Source organism: Paenibacillus sp. 01T442, from assembly GCF_056398345.1.
In genome coordinates this window covers 30,153-52,394 of sequence record NZ_JBFTPF010000024.1, presented here as the reverse complement: position 1 = coordinate 52,394, position 22,242 = coordinate 30,153, and the positions used below count along the sequence as shown (strand labels likewise).

The following is a 22,242-nucleotide window of genomic DNA, read 5'->3' as shown; positions in this document are numbered from 1 at the left end:
ATACATTAGAAACTGGGTTCAAGCGTTTAAAGCATGATTACCAATATGTGACTTGGACCATGTGTAACTACAAGTGCGGCAATGTCGTGGACAAGTAAAAACCAGTTAACATTCGTAAAATCGAATGTTAACTGGTTTTTGTCGTTGAACAGCAACCTGTATTTAGTAGTAACAAAAGGTCATCCACGGAACGATTTCCTAATTTACACGTTCATTCTACATATTGATCAGTGCCATTCCAGATTTTGATGATGAGTTTGGGTTTTGACGATTTCCTATCTGTAAGGGTTTCCATATGATGAGTGTAATGGCTTGTACGCTAATCAGCCCTGTTGCCGTTGAGTGAAATCATAACGAAGAGGTGATGTTGAATTGAAGAAAGGATCAAGTGTATATACGAAAAGGATAATCAGCTTGCTGCTTGCAAGCGCTTTAACTTTAGGAGGGCTGCCTTCAGGTTTCCCCAAAGCGCAAGCCGATAGTGCTGTGGCAGGAACGCCGGGGGGCGTAGATGAGAGCTTGCTGAAATTGTGGTTAAAAGCGGATCCGGCCAGCATGACTGTGAATGGAAATGGAGAAGTTACCGMTTGGAAGGACAGCAGCCCGAAAGGGAATGATTTCATTAATGATGGAACGAAGATGGTGGGGGCCAACAAAGCCCGGACGAAGCCCCAATATGTGTCTTCCAATCCGTCGCTGAATTTCCAGCCTGCGGTGCAATTTATCCGTGCAGGTGACGGCAGCCTCCTCGTAGATGCGGACGGGCTGTTCGCTGAGGATGAAGTCGTAGCTCGTGCGATCGTTTATATGATGGCCGGCGGGTTGTCGGAGACGACCAAGTCGTCGAAAATATTTTATGAATATTTTCAAGATAAGGGGAGATTAGGAGCGTACATCCCCTTCGTAGGATCTGGTAGCCCTCCTCCTGCCCCTCAGGTCTTATGGGATTCGGGGAATGTTACCACGGGTAATCCGCGGCTCTCAACGGGGTATAGTGTCCCCCTTCGTCAATTTAACAACTGGGGATTTCAATTCGATTCGCAGCCAGTGACAGGCAACGTCTACCAATCCGTTACGCTTGATGGCCAGACGTATGCGACTTCAACAGCTTCACGTCTTCCGATGAAAGGAAGCGGGAGCTATCCAATGGCCATTGGTTCTGATGTCGACCCAACTCTCCCAGCCGGAAAAGCTGGCTCCGGTTACGACGGACAATTGGGCGAAATGATTGTATTTAATGATGCGCTGACAGCTACACAGCATCAACAAGTGCAGACGTATATGGCCATCAAATTCGGAACGCCTCTGAAAGGGAAGGATTACGTCTCGGCAGGGGTGTCTCCGCAAGTGGTGTGGCCGTCCACACTTAACACAGCATTTAACAATAACGTAGCAGGAATTGCCAAGGATCAGGAAGGCGCGTTAGCTCTGGATACGAGCCGAAGCAGTGAGGATCCGGCTGCATCGCAGATCATCATTAGCGCGAAACAAGCTATGGTCGATAAGCAGTACCTACTTTGGGGAGATAATGAAAGCACTGCGCCTGCTGTTCCTTATGGCTCGGGCTTCAAGCGATCGACACGAACTTGGAAGGCTCAGAACACGGGTAATGTTGGCACTGTGCAGGTCGCATTTCCGCAAAGGATGCTTCCGTCAGGCGGGCTTTTGTTAACGAGCAGCAGCGGTGATTTCAGCGATGCCGTGTCTCTGCCTTTAACCCAGGTTAACCTGCATGGGGAGACTTACTATGCAGCGGATGCGACGCTTGCCAATGGTTCGAATTTTACCTTTGCAGAGAAATTGCCGGACATTCAGCTATCTGCCTTGGACGTCTGGGCGGGCAGTCGGCATCTGGGGATGACACCCTCTTTCTCACCGACCAAGCTAGACGGTTATGAGGTGACGGTCCCTGTGGATGCCGACACGATCCGTTTGGATTCGCATGCAGACGCAGGGATTTCCGTGGATGCGACGCTGACGAACAACGCGGTGGCGAACCAGCCGGTTGGCGATATGAACCAGATTGCCATGACGCCTGGGATTAACAAAATGAAGGTGAACGCTTCCAGCGGCAGTTCGATAAATACGTATGCTTTGCAAGCATATCGATTGTCGGCCAAAGGAACGAACGGCCGCATTCCGATGAACGCTACCACGGTGACCGGCAGTTCGTACCAACCGAACACAACGAATATTCCGGCCAATGTCGTGGACGGGATCTGGGATACGGATGTGCGTTGGTCGGCTTCGGGACAAGGCGAGTGGCTGCAGTTTGACATGGGGCAGCCTGAGACAGTAACGTATCTGAACATTGCATTTCTGAATGCGATTGACCGGGTGTCTTCCTTTGAAATCTTAGGCTCGAATCAGGCGGATTTCCAGCAATCGACGGTGCTTTTATCCAAACGAAGCAGCCGGGCACTTCGCGTCGGTGACAGTATTTTGCAGCCCTATGTGCTGAGCCAGCCTGGAGCCTACCGCTATTTACGCTTGGTTGGGTATGGCAATAGTGCGTCAGGGAGCTCAAGCAGTTGGAATAGTATAACTGAAGTGGAGCTTTACACGGGAACACCCCCAGAAGTGAATGAGCCGACGGGGCCAACAGGGCCGCCGCAAGCGGGGGATAAACCAGTAGATCCGCTGCCGCCGGTTCAGGTTGTCCGTGTCAATACGGCTAGCGAGTTGCAGGCTGCGCTCGACCAAGCTGCTCCAGGCACGACAATTGAATTGCAAAATGGTACCTACGAGCAGCAAGGGCCTTTCATCATCAAGGACAAGCAAGGAACGGCTGCGCAACCGATTAGGGTGATGGCCGTGGAGCAAGGGAAGGCGATTATCGCCGGGGACAGCTATATGTATATACAGAATGCCAGCTACGTCAGTGTGGAAGGGCTTACGTTCCATTCGGGCGGCGGGTCGGAGAATAGCGAGGATTCGTTGCGAAGCCGAGGTGTTTCCGAGGAGATTTTAAACTCATTAAAAGGGTTGCACCCTGGTGTGGAGCTGTATGACACCAACAATGTCTCCATCCTGCGAAGCACGTTTGCCTTGGATGAAACGGGGCAGAAATACCGTTTTACCAAGGTTGAAAACAGTGTGAATAAGGTCATCTGGTGCGTCATCGGTGTGGCGAACAGCTGCCGTTATGGCAGCGAATATGACCCTAACAGTGCCGTCTACACAGGGGAAACTTCGCATACACCCGGCTCAGCATTACTCACGGATGGCGGGACGGACCGGCATTATATCCGGGTAGAAGGCACCGGAAGCCATAACCGAATTGCGTATAATGATATTGGGCCGAAAACTGGTTTTGGCGCTGTGATAACGTATGATGGCAAGGATGCCGTTTCGCAGTACGATGTGATTGAATACAATCACTTCCATGATATCGGTCCGCGCGTGAGCAATGGCTTGGAGGCAATCCGTCTAGGGCTCTCTGGACTTTCATTAGCCCCAGGACACGTTACGATACAATACAACCTTTTCGATGGCTTGAACGGTGAAGATGAGATCGTGTCGGTGAAAAGCAGCGACAATACGATTCGGTATAACACGGTTTTGAATTCCTATGGGGGTATGGTGGCTCGTCACGGTCACCGCAACAGCTTTTACGGCAATTACATCATTGCGGATGGCAAGAAAGCCGGAACGAGTGGCTTCCGTATTTATGGGAATGATCATCAAATTTATAACAATTACATGGAAGGCTTGACCGACGACGCCATTCAAGTTGATGGCGGCACGGAGGATGCCGGGCCAGATGGCTCCGCGAATCCGATGATCCGCTGGGGAATCGGCGTGAATGATGTCGCTCCGCTCAGGAGCTTGTCACCGGAAAGACAGCAGGAATTGCTGCGCGGGCATTGGCGGCAATATAACGTACAGATTTTTAACAATACGATTGTTAATTTAGCCAGCAAAGCCTCCGCGCTGAAAATGGCGAAACGGACATTCGAGCCGACGGGGACGCAAGTGTATAACAATGTGATTTTCAGCAATGCGGGAACTATATTCAATGAAAAAGATATTACCGATGGCAGACCCAATTATGTCGGCAATATGACCGACGGTCTTGCGGTAGTATCAGCTACCGCGACTGTTGTAAGCGCAACGTACAAAGGTGATCTGAAGCTAGTCCGTGGCATTGACGGACTGATCCGTTTATCGCCATTAAGTCTAGCGGTTGACGCAGCAAAAGGCCCGTACCTGCCGGTAGACGATATGGACGGCCAAAGACGGACGAATACAGTCGACGTCGGAGCAGATGAATATGTGCCTGCGAGCGTGCTGACGCAACGGCCGCTAACGTCGGCCGATGTTGGGCCAACTGCAGGACGGAACGTGCCGGTTGAAGAGGATAAGCCAGCTTTAAGTGGCCTTCAAACTAGTTCGAATCTGACAATCGCACCGGCATTCAGTTCGGAGATCACTTACTACACAGTGACGGTCCCAACGGGGATCAACAGCTTGACTTTGACGCCGACTTCCATCGGTCAGGGGGCTGCGATTCAAGTGAGCGTAGACGGTGGTGCGCAGCAGTCCGTTATTAGCGGCAGCGAGAGCAGACCTTTAGCCATTGCCGTCAGAGGCAGCGTAATTCTGCTGGATGTTACTATGCCTTCCGGTGTGCATAAAACCTACACGCTACTGGCACAGCGTCCAGCGGCAAGTGGTTCGTCTTCATCGGATTCCTCATCGGGTTATACTCCAGCGCCTGTACCAACACCAACGCCGAAGCCAATACCGGAACCGAGCAAACCGCCTGTAAGTCCTACAGATCCGTCCAAACAGCAATCATTTGTTGATGTGCCGAAACATTGGGCGTCGGAGGTTATCTCTCGCGCTGCTGCCAAAGGCATCGTGAACGGTTACGCGGATGGCAGCTTCAAGCCTGACGAGCCAATGACGAGAATGCAATTCGCTGCCATGCTGGTTCGAGCTCTTGGTTTGAAGGCCGAAACGTCAGCAACTAAGTTTGCCGATGGGGCAGATATTCCAGCCTGGGCAGTTGGTGAGCTGGGGGCAGCGCTGAAAGCGGGCATTCTTCAAGGGTATGAAGACGAATCCTTGCGGCCTAATAACCCGATCAACCGAACAGAAATGGTTGCTATGCTAATTAGGGCTTATAATCAACAAGGGGGAGTTTCATCCCAAGTGTCGTTTAGCGACAGTTCCCAAATTCCAGCTTGGGCATTGCCAGCCATTTCGCAAGCCGTTTCCTTGGGGCTCGTAACCGGTCGTGAGCAAAATACGTTCGAGCCGTTAGCTAAGGCAACGAGGGCGGAAGCGGTAACGATTATTATGCGGTTATTGGATCGATAACGTTATTTTGATCTCATATCTTATGCACAATTACACATAAAGGATAGATCATATGCAGTAGGCCTGGCATCCCGTTTTTTTCGGGATCTGGCCTGCTGCATTTAGTGCTTTGTTTACACACTTGAAGGGAGAACATCAATATGGAACATTTTAGCCAAATAAATAAAGATCAGTGGAGCTTATATGTCGATCTGACTGCGATCATCCAACAGGCGGATGCCTGCCTGACAACTCTTCCTGTTCAGATTACGGATGAGATAGCCCCGCATAGCCCGGGAAACGCTCATGACTATTATTCAAATGGCGATTACTGGTGGCCAAATCCCAATACGTCAGATGGACTGCCGTATGTGCGCCGAGATGGTGAGAGTAATCCAGATAATTTCCATGCACATCGGATTCTCCTTCGCCGAATGAGATCTCGTGTCGCTTGTCTGGCTGCCGCATACCGGATAACGGGTGAGCAACGGTACGCTTCCCACGCAGTTCGTCTGCTAGACGCATTCTTTGTCAATGAGAGTACACGAATGAATCCGCATCTGCTTTACGCGCAAGCAGTGCCTGGCGTCTGCGATGGCAGAGGGATCGGTGTGATCGATACGCTGCATTTGATTGATGTGGCAGAAGCTGTTCAGATGCTGCAACACAGTCAAATGTCTGTAACAGATTCTATTGTTCTGCAAAGTGTTTCCGCATGGTTCGCGAATTACTTGCAGTGGATGAATGAGCATCCGCAAGGGGTGGAAGAAAGAAACGAACCGAACAATCATGGGGTATGCTGGTATGTGCAGGCGGCCGCATTTGCGCGGTTAACCGGTCAACATAAGATGCTGGATTGGTGCAGAGAACAATACAAGACCAAACTACTGGTCGAACAGATGGCCACAGATGGCAGTTTTCCGCGGGAATTGTCCCGTACGAAGCCCTATGCCTATTCCCTTTTTACACTCGATAATTTCGTTACGCTTACGCACCTTCTTTCTACGCCGGACGATAATTTGTGGAAATTTCAGCTGTCGGATGGCAGAGGCATCGAGCAGGGGATTTCTTTCTTACTACCCTATATAGAAAATAAACGAACTTGGCCCTATGGCCGGGATGTCGAATATGATGCGCATTGGCCAGTAGGCATGTCTTTCTTACTGCTTGCAGGGTTGGCTTATGATTCTGAAAGGCTACTTGCCTTATGGCATACATTAGATCAAAAGCCGAAAGAAGATGAACTGCGGCGGAATATGGCCATTAAGCAGCCGCTGCTTTGGATATGAGGGACTTAAAACCGAGACGGGTTCCTCTATTTTCGCTATAATATATGAAAACAGTGACAAATGGGGATAAGGGGTTAGTGCTAATGAAGTTTAATCGGATCCGGTTTAATAAACGCAGCGTAATGTTTACTTGGTTTACTTCTTATATTTCCGTGCTGCTCGTCCCAATCATCATCAGCGGAATTCTATACGCGGCTTCATGGCATGTGGTCGAATCGGAAGTAAATCGTGCCAACACGAACGCATTGAAGCAGATGGAATTAGCGATAGATAACAGTTTGGGAGGTATTGAGCGATTAAGTCTGGAAATTTCCCTTAATAAACAGGTGAATGCGTTTATCAATACCTCACTGCCGCTTTCGGATAACGATTATTACGATTTAGTCACCATTTCGAATGATTTGCGGGTGTACCAGACAGCGAATGAGTTCATTGAACAAATTTATCTGTATTACAAAAATAGCGATACGGTCATATCCACCCGTAATCGGACGGACGGCCGCCAATTGTTTCAGATGTTGGACGGACAAACCTTGAGAGGTTATGATGCTTGGAAGTCGTTTCTAGACGAACGCTATGTTCAGGCCTATATGCCCGTGACGATGAAAGAGAATGACAATTCGTATAAAGCTGTTTTATTTGCTAAATCGGTTTCATTGGCGAATCGCGATCAGCCAGGTGCAGTGCTCCTGTTCGTGATGAGAGATACGAAACTGCTTGCCAATCTTCCGCCATCGGAAGCGACATCTGTTGCGCTGTTGGATAAAGAAAACCGACTAGTTGCTTCTAGTGGTCTTGAGCAAAGGCCGCAATTTCTTACTTATGACAAATTTACTGGCGAAAATGGACTCTTCTACGGGGATGTAGCCGGGAAGCAGGTCGCCGTATCCTATACCACGTCAGCTAGGACAGGTTGGAAATACATGTCGATGATTCCTGCTGAGCGTTTTGACGACAAGATGAGATATATGAAAAGGCTCGTGTATGCTAGCATTTTGCTAAGMCTTCTGCTGGGCGGGGTGGTCACTTTCTTGTTCCTTCGCAAAAATTACAATCCGATTAATCTGCTCATCCGGAGCTTTTCCATGAAAGCAGGGATTTCATTTGCCGAGGGAACGAATGAGTATGGCTTCCTGCAAGATGCGCTCAACAATACTTTCGCAGAGAAAGAGCAGGTTGATCGCCGTTTGCATCAGCACCGCGATGCCATTCGCTCGCATTTTCTGCAGGGGCTCCTAAAGGGGAATCTGGAGCAGGACATTCCTGTACATGAATCACTCTCAGCGCACGATATTCAGCTGTCATCCCCTCATTTTGCTGTACTCTTGTTCCATATCGATCATTTTGGCAAATTCCAGGATGATGTCACGGTAGATCCACAAAAGGTGAAGTTGATGCAGTTCATCCTGATGAATGTGGTGGAAGAAGTGATCGGCAGCCAGCATCGGGGTTTCGTAACGGAAATTGATGACATGCAGGCCTGTATTTTTAATTTCGGCACAGGGCAGGACCCCGAAGAGCTGCGGCAGGTTGCCGAGCAGGTGAAATTGTTCTTGCTTGACCATTTCCATGTCCATTTGACGGTGTCGATTAGCGGAATTCATACCGAGTTGTTCGGGATTGCCGGGGCTTATCAAGAAGCGCTGTCGGCAATGGCTTATCGACTTGTGGTAGGAGGGGGAGAGATCATTCGATACGACGAATTACCGAGTTCCGAGGCTGCCCACCAGGCCGGAAATTATTATTACCCGTTGCATGTGGAGCAGCAGTTGATTAATTTTGTCAAAACAGGCGATTATGAGAAGTCGAGCTCCATCATAGAGCAAATAATAGAAACGAACGCATCTAATGCCGTGTTGTCCGTACCGCTTGGCAAGTGTCTCATGTTTGATCTAGCCAGCACGATGTTGAAAACGATGAATGAAATCGGCTCGCAAAGTAATAAAGCGTCCTTTATCGAACAGTTTCATCCTGTGGAACGACTTTTCGGATGCGAAACGATGAAAGAAATGAAAGGGGAAATCCTTTCGATTCTTGGGCAGGTCTGCCAGTCCATCCAAGCTGAGCGCAAACAGGAGTACAGTCCGCTTGGCGAGCTTGTAAGCTCATTTGTGAAAGCCAACTATGCGGAAGATAATTTGAACATTTCGATGATCGGAGAGAAGTTCGGAATCACGCCTTCTTATTTATCCAAACAATTTAAGGCACAAACCGGCGATGCACTGCTTGATTATATAAGTCGAACACGGCTCGAAGAGGCCAAGAAGCTGCTAAGCGAACAATCGCTCTCTATTATGGAGATTGCGCGGAAGGTTGGGTATGCGGATATCAATACGTTTAATCGGACCTTTAAGAAGTTTGAGGGCATTACGCCAGGGAAATACAAAGAACTAAAGTGATACGTAACCGTTTGACATGGAGTCGTACAAGCTTGCTTGCGCGACTTTTCATTTTTTGCATAGTGATTTTGGATTCTGATGATTGCTTTCTACGGATTTTAAATAGTGATTTGCAGTTTTGACGATATTCAAAAGGGTGCTTTACCAGCCATACTGAAGCTACAGTGCTGCAACGAAATCAATCGCACTAGACAATATGAGGGGGATTCCACATGAGCAGTCGTTCAAAAAGAAAATCCATAAGCCTAGCACTAAGCGTTGTGGTCGCTTCTAGTATGTTCGCCGCATGTTCCAAAGAGGCAACGAAGTCACCAAGTGAAACGGGAACTGCTACAACAAAGACAGCACCAACTGCGGCAGCAGGCAAATATCCAATTGCTACGCAAGAAACACTAACATCTTGGGAGCAGATTAACCCGAACTTGACAACGTTATTTCCGAATATAGGCGATTCCCCTTTTGGTAAGCGATTGGAGAGCGAAACAGGCGTTAAAGTCAAGTATACGCATCCTGCTGACGGTCAATCGAAGGAACAATTCAACTTGCTAATCGCTTCGAACAATCTGCCGGATGTGATTGAATACAATTGGGGCGGCGGTGGAACAGCGGCGTATCCAGGTGGACCAGAGAAGGCGATTGCCGACAAGGTCATCCTTCCTCTCAACGACTTGATCGATAAAAACGCGCCAAATTTAAAGAAGCTGCTGCAACAGGATAAAGAGCTGGACAAAATGATTAAAACGGACAACGGTACCTACTACGCGTTTCCAATGATTCGTCCGGACAACGGCCTGGTTTTCCGTGGACCGATGCTTCGTAAAGACTGGCTGGATGAGATGAACCTAAAGGTGCCTACGACGATTGATGAATGGTACACCGTATTGAAAGCGTTTAAGGAGAAAAAAGGAGCTACCGCTGCTTTGACCGCTCAGTACAGCAATGAATTGAATATTCAGGATGCCTTCATTGGCGCTTATAAAACAGCCAACCGATTCTACATCAATGATCAAGGCAAGGTGAAATTCGGACCGATCGATCCTCAATTCAAAGATGCGCTGACTCTGCTGAACAAATGGTATGCGGAAGGTTTGCTAGATAAGGATTTTGCATTGAACACGGATTCCAAATCGCAGGATACGAAATTACTAAGCAATGCTTCTGGAGCGACAGTCGGCTTACTTAGCGCCGTGGGTAAATGGATGGATACGGGCAAGAAGACGAACCCGAACTACCAGCTTGTAGCTGCTCCATACCCGACGTTGAACAAAGGCGAACGCGCTTTCATCGGTCAACGTGACTTTAAGTACAACCCGGCTGTAAGTAAAGCTGTTGCAGGGGATTCCAAACATGCGGAGCTGGCTGTCAAATGGATGGATTATGCGTTTGGCGAGAAGGGCGCAATGCTCTTCAACTTCGGTATAGAAGGCGAAAGCTATACGATGAACAATGGCGTACCTACGTTCACCGATAAAATCACCAAAGATCCGAAATTCAGCCTGCAGCAAATGGTTTCCCAATATACGAAGCCGAACGGTCCGTTCTTGGGTGACAGCCGGAAGAGCTTCAATACGTACAAAGAGCAAGATGAAGCTGTCGGGATTTGGGAGCAAACGGACGCTGTCAAGCATGTGATGCCTCCTTTCTTGACGCCAACAACGGAAGAAAGTAAAGAACTGGCTAAATTGAGTACAGCGATTACGAGMTATAAAGAAGAGATGTTTGTTAAATTTGTTATGGGCAAAGAGCCGATCAGCAAATTCGATGAGTATGTCAAACGGATTAATGAAATGGGGATCGAGAAGGTGACCCAAATTTATCAGCAAGCGCTGGATCGATACAATAAGAGATAATTAGTTTACGGCATAATCTTGCGGGAGGAGGAACGTATTGTTCCGACCTTCCGCAAGAATAGGGCCGTGGCAGGAGAAGGTGATGCGATGAACACCATGATTTCCAAAACGAAGCCAGTTACAGCCATTGAAGACAAACGAAAAGTATTTCGTTTCGGGCTATTGCTGGATATACGTAAAAACAAACTGCTTTATGTAATGTTGCTGCCTGTTCTGCTGTATTATGTCGTCTTTCATTATGCGCCGATGTATGGCGCCCTGATCGCTTTCAAGGATTACTCCCCAAGAATCGGTATTTGGGGGAGTGACTGGGTTGGGTTCGAACATTTTGTTAATTTTTTCAACGGTGCCTACTTCTGGCGAACGATTAAGAATACGGTTCTGATTAGCTTCTACCAGTTATTGTTCGGGTTCCCTGCGCCTATTATTTTGGCACTTCTGCTGAATGAATTAAGGCATGCTTTCTTTAAAAGAATTGTGCAAACCGTGACGTATATGCCGCATTTTATTTCCTTGATTGTTATTTGTGGGATACTGAAAGATTTTACAACCAGTGATGGTGTCATCAACGATATCATTGCCTTCTTCGGGGGAGAACGGTCGACTTTCTTGCTCGAACCGAGTCTGTTCCGTACCGTCTATGTTTCTTCCGGGATCTGGCAAAATATTGGTTGGGGAACGATTATTTTTTTGGCGGCATTAACCGGAATCGATCAAGAGCAGTACGAGGCAGCCAGAATCGATGGCGCTGGTCGCTGGAAACAAATGACACACGTCACGCTGCCGGGAATTATGCCAATTATCATTATTTTGCTTATTCTCGATATCGGTCGGATGATGAATGTCGGGTTTGAGAAAATTATTTTGCTGTACAATCCGGGCACTTATGAGACGGCAGACGTCATTTCTTCCTATGTGTACCGTGTAGGTCTGCAAGATTTCAATTATAGCTACAGTTCAGCGGTGGGCTTGTTTAACTCGGTCATCAACTTTGCCCTGCTCATTTCCTCCAACTGGCTGAGCCGCAAATTTAACGATACAAGCTTGTGGTAAAGGAGAGTGCATGAAGATGCTGAACAAAACGAGCTTTGCAGAAAAATGCTTCGATGCGATCAATGTTGTGCTGCTGATCTTGTTGATGCTGCTTACCGTATATCCACTTATTTATGTGTTGTTTGCTTCTGTTAGTGACGCAGGAACTCTGATGGGCTATAAGGGCATGTTATGGCGTCCTCTCGGTTTCTCGCTTGATGCTTATACGAATGTATTCCGCAATCCGATGATTGTGAGAGGCTACGGTAATACCCTATTTGTCGTACTGGCAGGCTTGGTGCTGAACATCACGCTCACTGCGTTCGGGGCTTATGCCCTCTCGCGAAAGAGTTTGCGGTACCGCAAGCCGCTCATGCTGTTTATCATTTTTACAATGTTCTTTAGCGGTGGCTTGATCCCCCTTTACTTGACGGTCAAAGGTGTGGGATTAATTGATTCCTTATGGTCGCTTATTATTCCGACTGCCATCAATACCTTTAATCTGATTCTGATGAAGACGGCATTCGAAGCAATCCCAGATGCACTTGAGGAATCGGCCAAAATCGATGGGGCGAACGACTTCGTGATTCTATTTCGGATTGTACTCCCGCTCTCGATGCCCGTGATCGCTGTCATGCTGCTGTACTACGGCGTGGGCCATTGGAATTCCTGGTTTAATGCGATGATTTTCCTGCAGGAGCGTTCGCTTTATCCATTGCAGCTCGTGCTGCGGGGGATTTTGCTGCAAKGGGAAACCAATGCCAATTCAGGCGCTTCCGATGACGATGCCGCCATGTTGGCCGCTACCTTGAAGTATGCGACGATCATCGTTGCGACGGTTCCGATTTTGTTCGTATATCCATTTTTACAGAAATACTTTGTGAAAGGTGCTCTCATCGGAGCCGTCAAAGGATAGAGGAGGGATCTTCGCGTGAAAGAAGTTAACAGCTCGGCGGTTAAACTAGAGGTCGATTGGGAAGCCTACATGGCCAATAACGATATGGAATGGGTAGTTAAGCCAGTTAGCTGGGACGAAGGAGMTTTCCTCGGCAATGGCTTGCTCGGCACGATGGTTTATGGCGAGGAGCATGCGAGTAAGCGAAATGTGCTTCGCATGGTGACCGGGCGCACGGATGTCACGGCCATCCGTACGGACAAACCGGGATTCCCGCCACGCGTTCAGCTTGGTGAACTAGATCTGGAATTGGAAGGAAAGATCTATCATCCCACACAGATGCGCATTAACTTGTGGAACGCTGAATTGCAGGCTACGTTGACGACAACGAGCGGAGTGGTTAAACTGCGCTCACTCGTGCACAGTCTCGATCCGGTGATCGCCATCGAGATCGAGACGACAGAGGGAGAAAGTGGCGCTCGCTTTGCGTGGTACCCTTTTCCAGAAGTCGATCCTGTTCTGAATAACGCAGACGGCGTGAATTTGAATCAATATGTGCCGCAGACGGAAGTAGCCTATACGGAAGATGAGGATGGCATCCGCGTGTGTACCCAACGGTATTCCGGTGAAGATGGCTGCGTAACCGCTTGGAAGGACGTGCAGGTTTCGCCGAATCGGCGGATCTGTTGGCTGTCCATTGCCCGAGGGTATGGTGAAGCGGCAAAGGCTGAAGCCGTAGAGGCGGTGGGACAGGCTACGGCAGCGAATTTCGAAGAATGGGTACAAGCTCACCGAGCATGGTGGCACCGATATTACCAGCAAAGCTTCGTTTCGCTGCCGGATGGACGATTGGAAAGCTTTTACTGGATACAAATGTATAAGTTGGCTTCAGCTACGCGAGTAGACAAACCCTTGATTGATAATCAAGGTCCTTGGCTTACATCGACGCCTTGGCCTGGTGTTTGGTTTAACATGAATGTACAGATGAGTTATTCACCAGTTTATACGGCTAATCGTTTGGAGATGGGGGAATCTCTTGTTCGTTCATTGCATGCGAATAGGAACCAGCTGATTCGCAATGTGCCTGAACGTTTCCAGCATGATTCGGCTGGGTTAGGACGGAGCTGCAGCTTCGACTTGGAGACGAATGTAGAGGATGAGGTTGGCAATTTAACGTGGATCTGTCATAACGTGTGGCGGCACTACCGATATACCATGGATGATGGCATGTTGGAGGAAATATTATTTCCGATTTTAAAGCGGAGTGTGAATTATTATATCCATCTGCTGGAGGAGGGAGAGGACGGCTGCCTGCATCTGCCTCCGACAATATCTCCTGAGTACGGCTCATTCATGCGGACAACGGTGCCGGACTGTCATTATGATCTTTCCTTGCTGCGCTGGGGCTGTGAGACCTTGCTTGCGATATGCAAGAGGTTGAGCGTTAGCGATCCGCTCAGTCCGAAGTGGGAAGACATTCTGGAGCGTTTGGTTCCGTTGCCAGTCGATGAGACTGGCTTTATGGTGGGGCTTGATATGCCGCTTGCCTACGGCCATCGTCACTTTAGTCACTTGCTGGCGATTTTCCCGCTGCATCTGATCAGTGGAGAAACGGAGGAAGAGCGGGCTTTAATCGCTACTTCTCTGCGTCATTGGCTGGCGAAAGAAGGCGATCTACGCGGCTTCAGTATGACCGGAGCGGCATCCATTGCCGCAGTTCTTGGATGGGGAGATGAGGCGATGCGGCTCCTGCAATCACTGCTGCTCATCATCAAGCCGAATACGATGTACAAGGAAGCGGGACCGGTGATCGAAACGCCGCTGGCCGGTGCAGAATCGATCCAGGATATGCTGCTTCAGAGCTGGGGCGGCAAGCTGCGAGTGTTTCCGGCTGTGCCGGGAGCGTGGACAGAACTGGCCTTCCATGATTTGCGTGGGGAAGGCGCTTTCTTAGTCAGCGCAGTCCGCAAGGATGCTGCCACGCAGTGGATTAGAGTGAAGAGTTTGGCGGGAGAACCCTGTCTGATCAAGACGGGCTGGCAGGGACGGATTCGATGGGAGATCTTCGGCGTGGATGGCACGGAGCGAGTGTCTGGTGAAACGGTTATCCACGATGAGCTATCACTGGCGTTGGAGAAGGGCGAAGAGGCTGTACTCTATCCGAGTGAAGAGGTTCCTGATTTCCATGTACGTCCGGTCGAAGGAAAGGACAAGGTTGTGCGGTACTTCGGTGGACACAAGCCTTGGCGGTTATACGGGTTTCATTCAGACAATTAAGGCGATAAATATTGTTCTATCGTTTAAAACAAATTCGCCTCACAATAAATACAAACAGGTAGACCCTCAGCCAGTGGCCGTGGGTCTACCTGTTTGTATATATGGAAAAATAATGTAAGAAATAGAACGATACATGACCTATGCAGTTGGATGAAAATTCTGGATAATTAAACCCTGCCACTTACGCTAGTAACCCGAATAACGTTATGGCACAGCGCTATTTACACGAGTAGCCTTTTGGGCTACACCGATAGATAAAGTGAAATCGGTTAAGAAATAGCTATTCTAGACAACGTAATTAGGAGGTGCTGTCCGTATAATAAATATCAAATGAAGTACATACATGTGGAGGTAATCATGAGGAATGCACTGACATCACCCAAAGCTACGCCTATTAAACTGAGGAAGACAACATGGAGACTAGATCATCTTCCTTTCTACGTCATGATTGCACCAGGCTTGCTTTATTTTTTAATTTTCAAATACATTCCCATGTTTGGTTTGTTGATTTCTTTTCAGCGTTATGACCCCTTTGTTGGGATTATGAAAAGTCAGTGGGTCGGTTTTGACAATTTCAAACGTTTATTTACAGAACACGATTTTCCTATGCTTTTAAAAAATACGTTTCTATTTGCCGGCATGGATATTCTTTTTTTCTTCCCAGCTCCCATTATTCTGGCACTCCTTCTTAATGAAGCAAGATTGAAAGCTCTCCGAAATGTCGTGCAAACGATTATGTATGCACCGCATTTTATCTCATGGGTTGTGATTGTATCTATCACAATGACTTTGTTTTCATCGCAAGATGGCGTTATTAATCAATGGCTTCAATCCTCGGGGCTTGGTAAAATCGAGCTGTTCACGAAAGCAGAATGGCTTCGCCCGATGTGGCTCTTACAAAATATATGGCAAGGCATGGGTTGGGGATCCATTTTGTATCTAGCAACAATGGCATCCATTGATCCTTCCTTGTATGAAGCGGCAAAGGTTGATGGCGCAGGGCGGTTTCGGCAGATTTGGCATATTACCTTACCTGGTATTCGATATGTGGTGATCGTTCTGTTTATTTTACGACTAGGCAATTTTATGGACATTGGGTTCGAGCATATTTATTTGCTGCAAAATCCATTAAATGTGAATGTGTCAGACGTTTTTGATACTTACGTGTATCGGACAGGAATCTTACAGCGAGATTACAGTTATTCAGCCGTTGTTGGCATGTTTAAATCCATTGTAGGACTTGTACTTGTACTCGGTGCCAATCGCTTAGCTCGCAAGTTCGGCGAGGAAGGGGTGTACTAGTCGATGAAATCAGAACAAGTATGGAAGGATCAGATCTTTAATACAGTGGTTATCTTAATTTTATTAAGTTTGGGTTTGGTTGTTGTTGTGCCCTTCCTCTTCACAATCTTTAGCTCCTTTGCGACAAGTAAAGAGTTGCTCCTGAAAGGTGTGGTGCTGTGGCCTGAAATGTGGACATTAGAAGCGTATCGGTTTCTGTTAGATAATGATCAGTTTACAGGTGCATTCAAGAATGCGGTTACTTTGACGGTGTTTGGGACCATCATCAATATGACCCTCTCCATTTTGATGGCTTACGGATTGGCTCAACCTGGCGTAAGAGGCAGAAAGGCAGTTAACTTTATGGTTCTGTTCACCATGTTGTTTCACGGAGGCATGATTCCTACCTATTTAGTCGTGAATAAACTTGGTTTGATTAATTCGTACTGGTCAATCTGGCTCGTGAATGCGATTGCTCCGTTTAATATGATTGTCATGCGCAGCTTTTTTCAAACGTTGCCTAGCGAGATCAAGGAATCTGCCCGTATTGACGGATGTGGGGAATTTAGTATTCTTTGGCGCGTAATCCTGCCGATTTCTTTGCCGGTCATCGTAACATTCAGCCTGTTCTATACGGTAGCTAATTGGAACACGTATTTCCAAGCGGTCTTGTATCTCAACGATATCAAAGCATATCCGCTTCAAGTATTTCTTCGTCAGGTACTGATTGTGAATGCTTCCGAATTAGGGTTAGCCGTGACGGAGCATGGCTATGAATATTCGCCTGCTGTCCGGCATGCAGCCATTCTACTAACCGCAACACCGTTATTACTCGTGTATCCTTTTATGCAGAAATATTTTAGCAAAGGTATGATGATGGGTTCGGTAAAAGGGTAAGGGTGGCCAAGTATGTACTGTTCAAATACGTTCTTCCTATTGTATGGTTGAAGTAATCACATCCATGAGGGTATAGGGGGAAGCAGAGTATGTATCATGTTCTCGTTGTAGAAGATGAGCTGTTAATTAGAGATGCTATTGTAGAAATGGTCGGTCAATTGAATGGCTTTAAAGTGACAGGCGAGGCATCCAGCTGCGAGGAGGGATGGCGGCTCCTTCAAGAGCTCTGGCCGACTGTTGTTATTACCGATATTCAAATGCCGGACAAGGATGGACTTGAACTGATTCAGCGTATTCGACAAATGCGTCTACCTGTTGTTTCCATTATTATCAGCGGACATGATAGATTCTCTTATGCGCAGAATGCGATCCGTCTGCATGTTTCTGAATACTTGCTAAAGCCTATATCTGAGATGGAGCTGCATTCGGCTTTATCACGATCTGTCAGTCGACTGGAAACATTCGCTGAATCGAATCAACTGCTGCAGGACATTCAGATCTTTGTTGATCGCTTATCTGAAGGGAATCCGGTGACGTTGTTTGAGCAAGCGAACCAAGTATTGGGTGCGATTCTCGGGAATCGGACACTCGATCATGGTGCGAAGACAAGTTATGTTCGGATCTTTCTTGGCAAGCTCATGGAATTTGTGAAAATCATGTACCCGAGCTTTGAAGAGCCCACTATTTCGGAAGACCTCAACGAAATGCAAGTGCGCCAGGTGTTTCATACGATTTTGCATGAGTGGATACGTCGTTACCCGCAGTTCTCTAACAATAATATGCGTTTGGTAATCAAGAAAGCGATTACTTATATACAGACACATCTACAGGATGAGCTAACCTTGAAACAGATGTCCGATTACACCAATATAAGCACCTCCTATTTTGGCGTACTATTTAAACAGTACACGGGGAAAAGCTTTGTGAACTATGTTAATCAAATAAGAATTGAAAAATCGTTGGAATTTTTACGAAATACAGATATGAAAATATATGAAATTGCCGATGAGGTCGGCTTTGCTTCCTTACCTTACTTTAACCGAGTGTTTAAGCAAGTATCTTCACTGACACCCAATGAATATCGAAAGAGTCTCGGCCTATGAGATGGGGGACGTGGTTCAGCCGCTATTCGATTAAAGCTAAATTGATCGTCATCTTACTGATTGCAACTTTGACATCTATTCTTTTAATGGGTACTTTTTCCCAATACTTATATGCGAAAGCGGCGAGAAACGATTTTTATCAGTTCGCTGATGATGCATCGTATCGCTTGAATCGTCAAATCGATCTCTATATTCAACAAATGAAAATATCAGTTTCATCCCTCTTGGCTGGACCTTTGCCCAAACGCAATGAGTTTAACAGCCAGTTGGGGAATGTGGGAATTGTTCAGAATTGGCTAGTGAACGAGGCGCCGAGTACGCCGGCTCAACTGGCCGACTTGGAGGATGTGCTGAATAATTACGTCGCCCTTAATTACAGCGAGGTTGACAGTATGTTTCTCATGTCCCAAAGCGGCAGAATTGTCTCCAATGTGCAGCGTTTTGATGAGGCTTCCAAAGTTTATCTGAATGAGCCTTGGTTTGCCATGCCGATGAGCAGTACTCTAAAGGTGCTTCCAACCCATCAATCGCAAGTCACAGGTAAAAACGTGATTTCCTTACTCGTTCCTATTTACGCGACAGATACGATGAAGCTGGGAGGAAGACTTGTTATCAATTTGCGCATTAGTGAACTTGAGAAAACGATTGTCCGATCTTCGCTTGCCAAAAAGGGTTATTTTTTCATACTAGCCAACGATGGCACGATCGTATATCACCCGAATTCGGATTGGATTGGGAAGCGGATCGAACAAACGGAGTTAGCTCCTTTGAATTTACTTACATCTTCTTCGGTTCAAGAGCTTCAAGGAACAGAAATGCTGGTTGCTGCCAATTATTCGGAGTTAACGGAATGGAAGCTTGTGGCAATGGTGCCGTTTGAGGAGATGGCTAGCGGGATTACAGTGGCTAGAAAAGCCATGCTTGCTGCGATGCTTATTCTTGCAGCCTTTGTGTTAGTGCTCGTACCGATGGTGGCGCAATGGTTCATCCGGCCAGTTCGACAATTGAAGCAGCTGATGGAGCATGTAGAGAAAGGAAATTTAGACGTACGTGCCAAGGTATTACCTGGGAAAGATGAAATTCAACTGCTGAGCCGCAGCTATAACCGAATGACAGACCAGCTTCTACAGCTCATTGAAACGGTGAGTTCCATGAAAGTCAATGAAATGCACATTCTGCTGAGGCAAAAAGAAGCAATGATTCAAGCGCTGCAAAATCAAATCAATCCGCATCTCCTCTACAATACGTTGGAGATTATCAATAGCTTAGCTTATATCGAAAAAAATGAGCGGATCCAAGTTATTGCCAAAAATTTAGGTGACTATTATCGATATACTGCCTCCATTATTGAGCCGATCGTAACGCTTAGAGAAGAAATAAATCAATTAGAAAAATACCTGGAAATTATCAAAATTAGATTTCCAAAAAATTTCCAGAGTCGCTTTTATGTACATGAGAAATATCTCGATATACGCATCGTGAAATGCTCGCTGCAGCCGATTATTGAAAATGCGATTAAGTACGCAGTTGAACCGAAGAGCGGGAATGGAACGGTTATTATTAACGCGTATCAGGAGGCAAACGATCTCATTATTGAAATCGCCGATAATGGCAATGGCATAGAAGAAACTAAACTAAAAGAATTACAGGAGCGGTTGAGTTGGATTGTAACTCAAGCAAACGAGACGCTAATTAAGAGTGAATCCCTAGGCATAGTGAATGTTCAAGCGCGATTAGTCTTGCAATACGGTCCAGCCTATGGATTGACGATAACGTCATTTGCAAACAGGGGAACCGTTGTTTCCATCCGAATTCCTGTTCTTGAAGAAGACGGCACCAGGATAAAGGAGTGAAGGGTATGAAAGAAGCGCATATCAACGTTGAAAAAAAGCTTTCAAGTCACACGGTAAGTCCTTACCTGTTTGGTCATTTTATTGAGGATATTGATGATCATATGACAGCAATGTTGGCATTTCCCGTTCGCAATATGGATTTTGAAGAAGAAGACACGAACTTGGATGGTGTATCAGGTTCGTGGTTTCCTCTTCACGATGGGAAGCATACGCAATATGCCTTAGAGCCAGCAGCAAGAGGGCATAGCGGTCATAGTCAAAAGATTCGAATATGGAATAAAGATCGAGGGATGTCAGGCATTGGCCAACATATTCATTTAGAAGCCGGCCATCATACGCTCCGATTATATGTACGAGCGACAAGTGAAATCCATCGTGTGTTGGTGCGAATTGTTGATCGCTTGAACGGTAAGGTTGTAAGTGAAACAGAGCTCGAGATTACTGGACATAGATGGAAGGAATTAGGAGGTTTATTGAGCGTTTCAGGCGCTATTTCTGCCGCTGAGTTACAGATTTGGGCAGTTCCAAGACCTGCAAATGAGTGGGAGGATTCCGTCTCGACGGGAATGATCTGGTTCGATCATATTTCACTTCTTCCCGATCAAGCGACACTAACAGGCTTATTGAAGAGAGATGTCTTTCAAATGGCAAAAGCTCTGAATAGCGGGATTATGCGTTTAGGCGGTAATTATATTAGTTTATATCATTGGGAAGATTTTGTTGGCCCGACCTCCTTGCGGCCTAATTATATCAATGAAGCGTGGGAACAAGCAGGACATGTCCATAAGTATTTTGGGACGGATGAATTCATAGCACTATGCAAGCAATTGGGGGTAGAGCCTCAAATCTGTGTCAATATGGGTACCGGAACGCCGGAGGAAGCAGCGGATTGGGTAGAGTATTGCAATGGCGATATGGAGACGACAATGGGGGCATTGCGCGCAAGCCATGGATTTCCTGAGCCATATGGCGTGAAGTATTGGGAAGTTGGCAATGAAATGTATGGTCCCTGGCAGGCTGGGGTATGTACAGCGGAGCATTATGCAGACATGTATGTCCAGTTTGCTAGAGCCATGAAAGCCAAAGACGCTTCCATTCTATTATTGGGATGCGGAACGGCGAGAGATTCATTGGCGCCTGGCTGGAATCAGAAGGTGCTGGCACGGGCAGGCAAGGAAATGGATTTCTTTACTTTGCATATCTACCAAGGACAGAATTTTTTCCCTATCGATGCTCGAACACCATCAGAAGCACGATTTAAAGCGATTACCGCTTTTCCGGAAGTGGCGAGATCACTATTTGGGGAAGTTGAAAGCTTGATTCGAAACAACGATGAGTTAGCGCATCTGAAAATTGCCGTTACGGAATGGAATACGATGTACTTCCCAAACCCGGATTTACCCAATAATCATACACTAGAAGCTGCAGTTGCCAACGCGTGCATGCTAAACGAAATGATACGTCAAAGCCATCTTGTTCACATTGCGAATTTCTCTGATCTCGTGAACGGTTGGGTTGGCGGCTGCATTCGCGTAGGTGATGCTTACGAGCGGATGAGGAAACCAGGTTGGAGCGGGAATAACCACGTCATATTTGGGACTGCTACTTATCATTCCTTGCGATTATATGCGAATTGCCAAATAGACCGGCTGGTGGAGGTAGAGGTGGATTGTCCTACCTATGATGCTGGAGCATCGAAGTTAGAACTCTCCTTGAAGCAGCTGCCTGAATTAGATGTCGTTGCAGGGATATCTGCGAAGTTGGATAGACTGACGCTGTTTATTGTGAATCGAAGCTTGAGACAGATGCCAGTTTCTTGCCGTTTGACAGCGTGGGAACCGAAGGCGGAGGCGCGCGTCTCAGTTATTTCAGGCTCAGACTACGAGGCGTTCAATACGGTATTTGAACCTCAAGCATTGCAAACCCAGGTTGAACAAGTTCAGCTTGATGATGCTAAGTGGCAAACTACGTTAGAGCCGCATGCCATTTATGTGCTGGAAGTAGAACTTGAAACAATCGAATGAAATCGGATAAGTTTTAGATATTCTGTGTAACGATAAAT

General features: G+C 47.0%; 12 protein-coding genes. All 12 read left to right on the top strand.

Annotated features, from left to right (window positions below; translation table 11 throughout):
* Positions 1-372: 372 nt before the first annotated feature.
* The 12 genes from AC1DLM_RS19040 to AC1DLM_RS18985 all read left to right on the top strand — a co-directional run bounded on the left by AC1DLM_RS19040 (position 373) and on the right by AC1DLM_RS18985 (position 22,204).
* Positions 373-5,325 carry a chondroitinase-B domain-containing protein gene (locus AC1DLM_RS19040; protein WP_477570852.1) on the top strand — a complete coding sequence of 1,651 codons (4,953 nt, stop codon included), beginning with the start codon at positions 373-375 and terminating at the stop codon, positions 5,323-5,325.
* Positions 5,326-5,465: 140 nt separating this feature from the next.
* Complete coding sequence (locus AC1DLM_RS19035; protein ID WP_441987225.1) at positions 5,466-6,593, top strand: alginate lyase family protein; 1,128 nt, start codon at positions 5,466-5,468, stop codon at positions 6,591-6,593.
* An 83-nt stretch (positions 6,594-6,676) separates the two neighbouring features.
* On the top strand, positions 6,677-8,992 hold the full coding sequence (locus AC1DLM_RS19030; protein WP_477570851.1) for a helix-turn-helix domain-containing protein: 2,316 nt from the start codon (positions 6,677-6,679) through the stop codon (positions 8,990-8,992).
* A gap of 212 nt (positions 8,993-9,204) precedes the next feature.
* A complete protein-coding gene (locus AC1DLM_RS19025; RefSeq protein WP_477570850.1) occupies positions 9,205-10,842 on the top strand; it encodes an extracellular solute-binding protein in 1,638 nt (545 codons plus the stop codon).
* An 87-nt stretch (positions 10,843-10,929) separates the two neighbouring features.
* A complete protein-coding gene (locus AC1DLM_RS19020; protein ID WP_441987222.1) occupies positions 10,930-11,895 on the top strand; it encodes an ABC transporter permease in 966 nt (321 codons plus the stop codon).
* 16 nt (positions 11,896-11,911) lie between these two features.
* A complete protein-coding gene (locus AC1DLM_RS19015; protein WP_477570849.1) occupies positions 11,912-12,790 on the top strand; it encodes a carbohydrate ABC transporter permease in 879 nt (292 codons plus the stop codon).
* A gap of 15 nt (positions 12,791-12,805) precedes the next feature.
* The gene (locus AC1DLM_RS19010) at positions 12,806-15,046 is read left to right on the top strand and encodes a glycosyl hydrolase family 95 catalytic domain-containing protein (RefSeq protein ID WP_477570848.1); all 2,241 of its coding nucleotides are present in this window, start codon (positions 12,806-12,808) and stop codon (positions 15,044-15,046) included.
* A 357-nt stretch (positions 15,047-15,403) separates the two neighbouring features.
* Entirely contained in the window at positions 15,404-16,348 is a 945-nt protein-coding gene (locus AC1DLM_RS19005; RefSeq protein WP_477570847.1) for an ABC transporter permease, read from the top strand.
* A 3-nt stretch (positions 16,349-16,351) separates the two neighbouring features.
* Positions 16,352-17,224 carry a carbohydrate ABC transporter permease gene (locus AC1DLM_RS19000; protein WP_477570846.1) on the top strand — a complete coding sequence of 291 codons (873 nt, stop codon included), beginning with the start codon at positions 16,352-16,354 and terminating at the stop codon, positions 17,222-17,224.
* An 89-nt stretch (positions 17,225-17,313) separates the two neighbouring features.
* On the top strand, positions 17,314-18,327 hold the full coding sequence (locus tag AC1DLM_RS18995; RefSeq protein WP_477570845.1) for a response regulator: 1,014 nt from the start codon (positions 17,314-17,316) through the stop codon (positions 18,325-18,327).
* Positions 18,324-20,180, top strand: coding sequence for a sensor histidine kinase (locus tag AC1DLM_RS18990; RefSeq protein WP_477570844.1), 1,857 nt, complete (start codon positions 18,324-18,326; stop codon positions 20,178-20,180). The genes AC1DLM_RS18995 and AC1DLM_RS18990 overlap by 4 nt, the downstream gene beginning before the upstream one ends.
* Positions 20,181-20,314: 134 nt before the next feature.
* A complete protein-coding gene (locus AC1DLM_RS18985) occupies positions 20,315-22,204 on the top strand; it encodes an alpha-L-arabinofuranosidase C-terminal domain-containing protein (RefSeq protein ID WP_477570868.1) in 1,890 nt (629 codons plus the stop codon).
* Positions 22,205-22,242 lie beyond the last annotated feature (38 nt).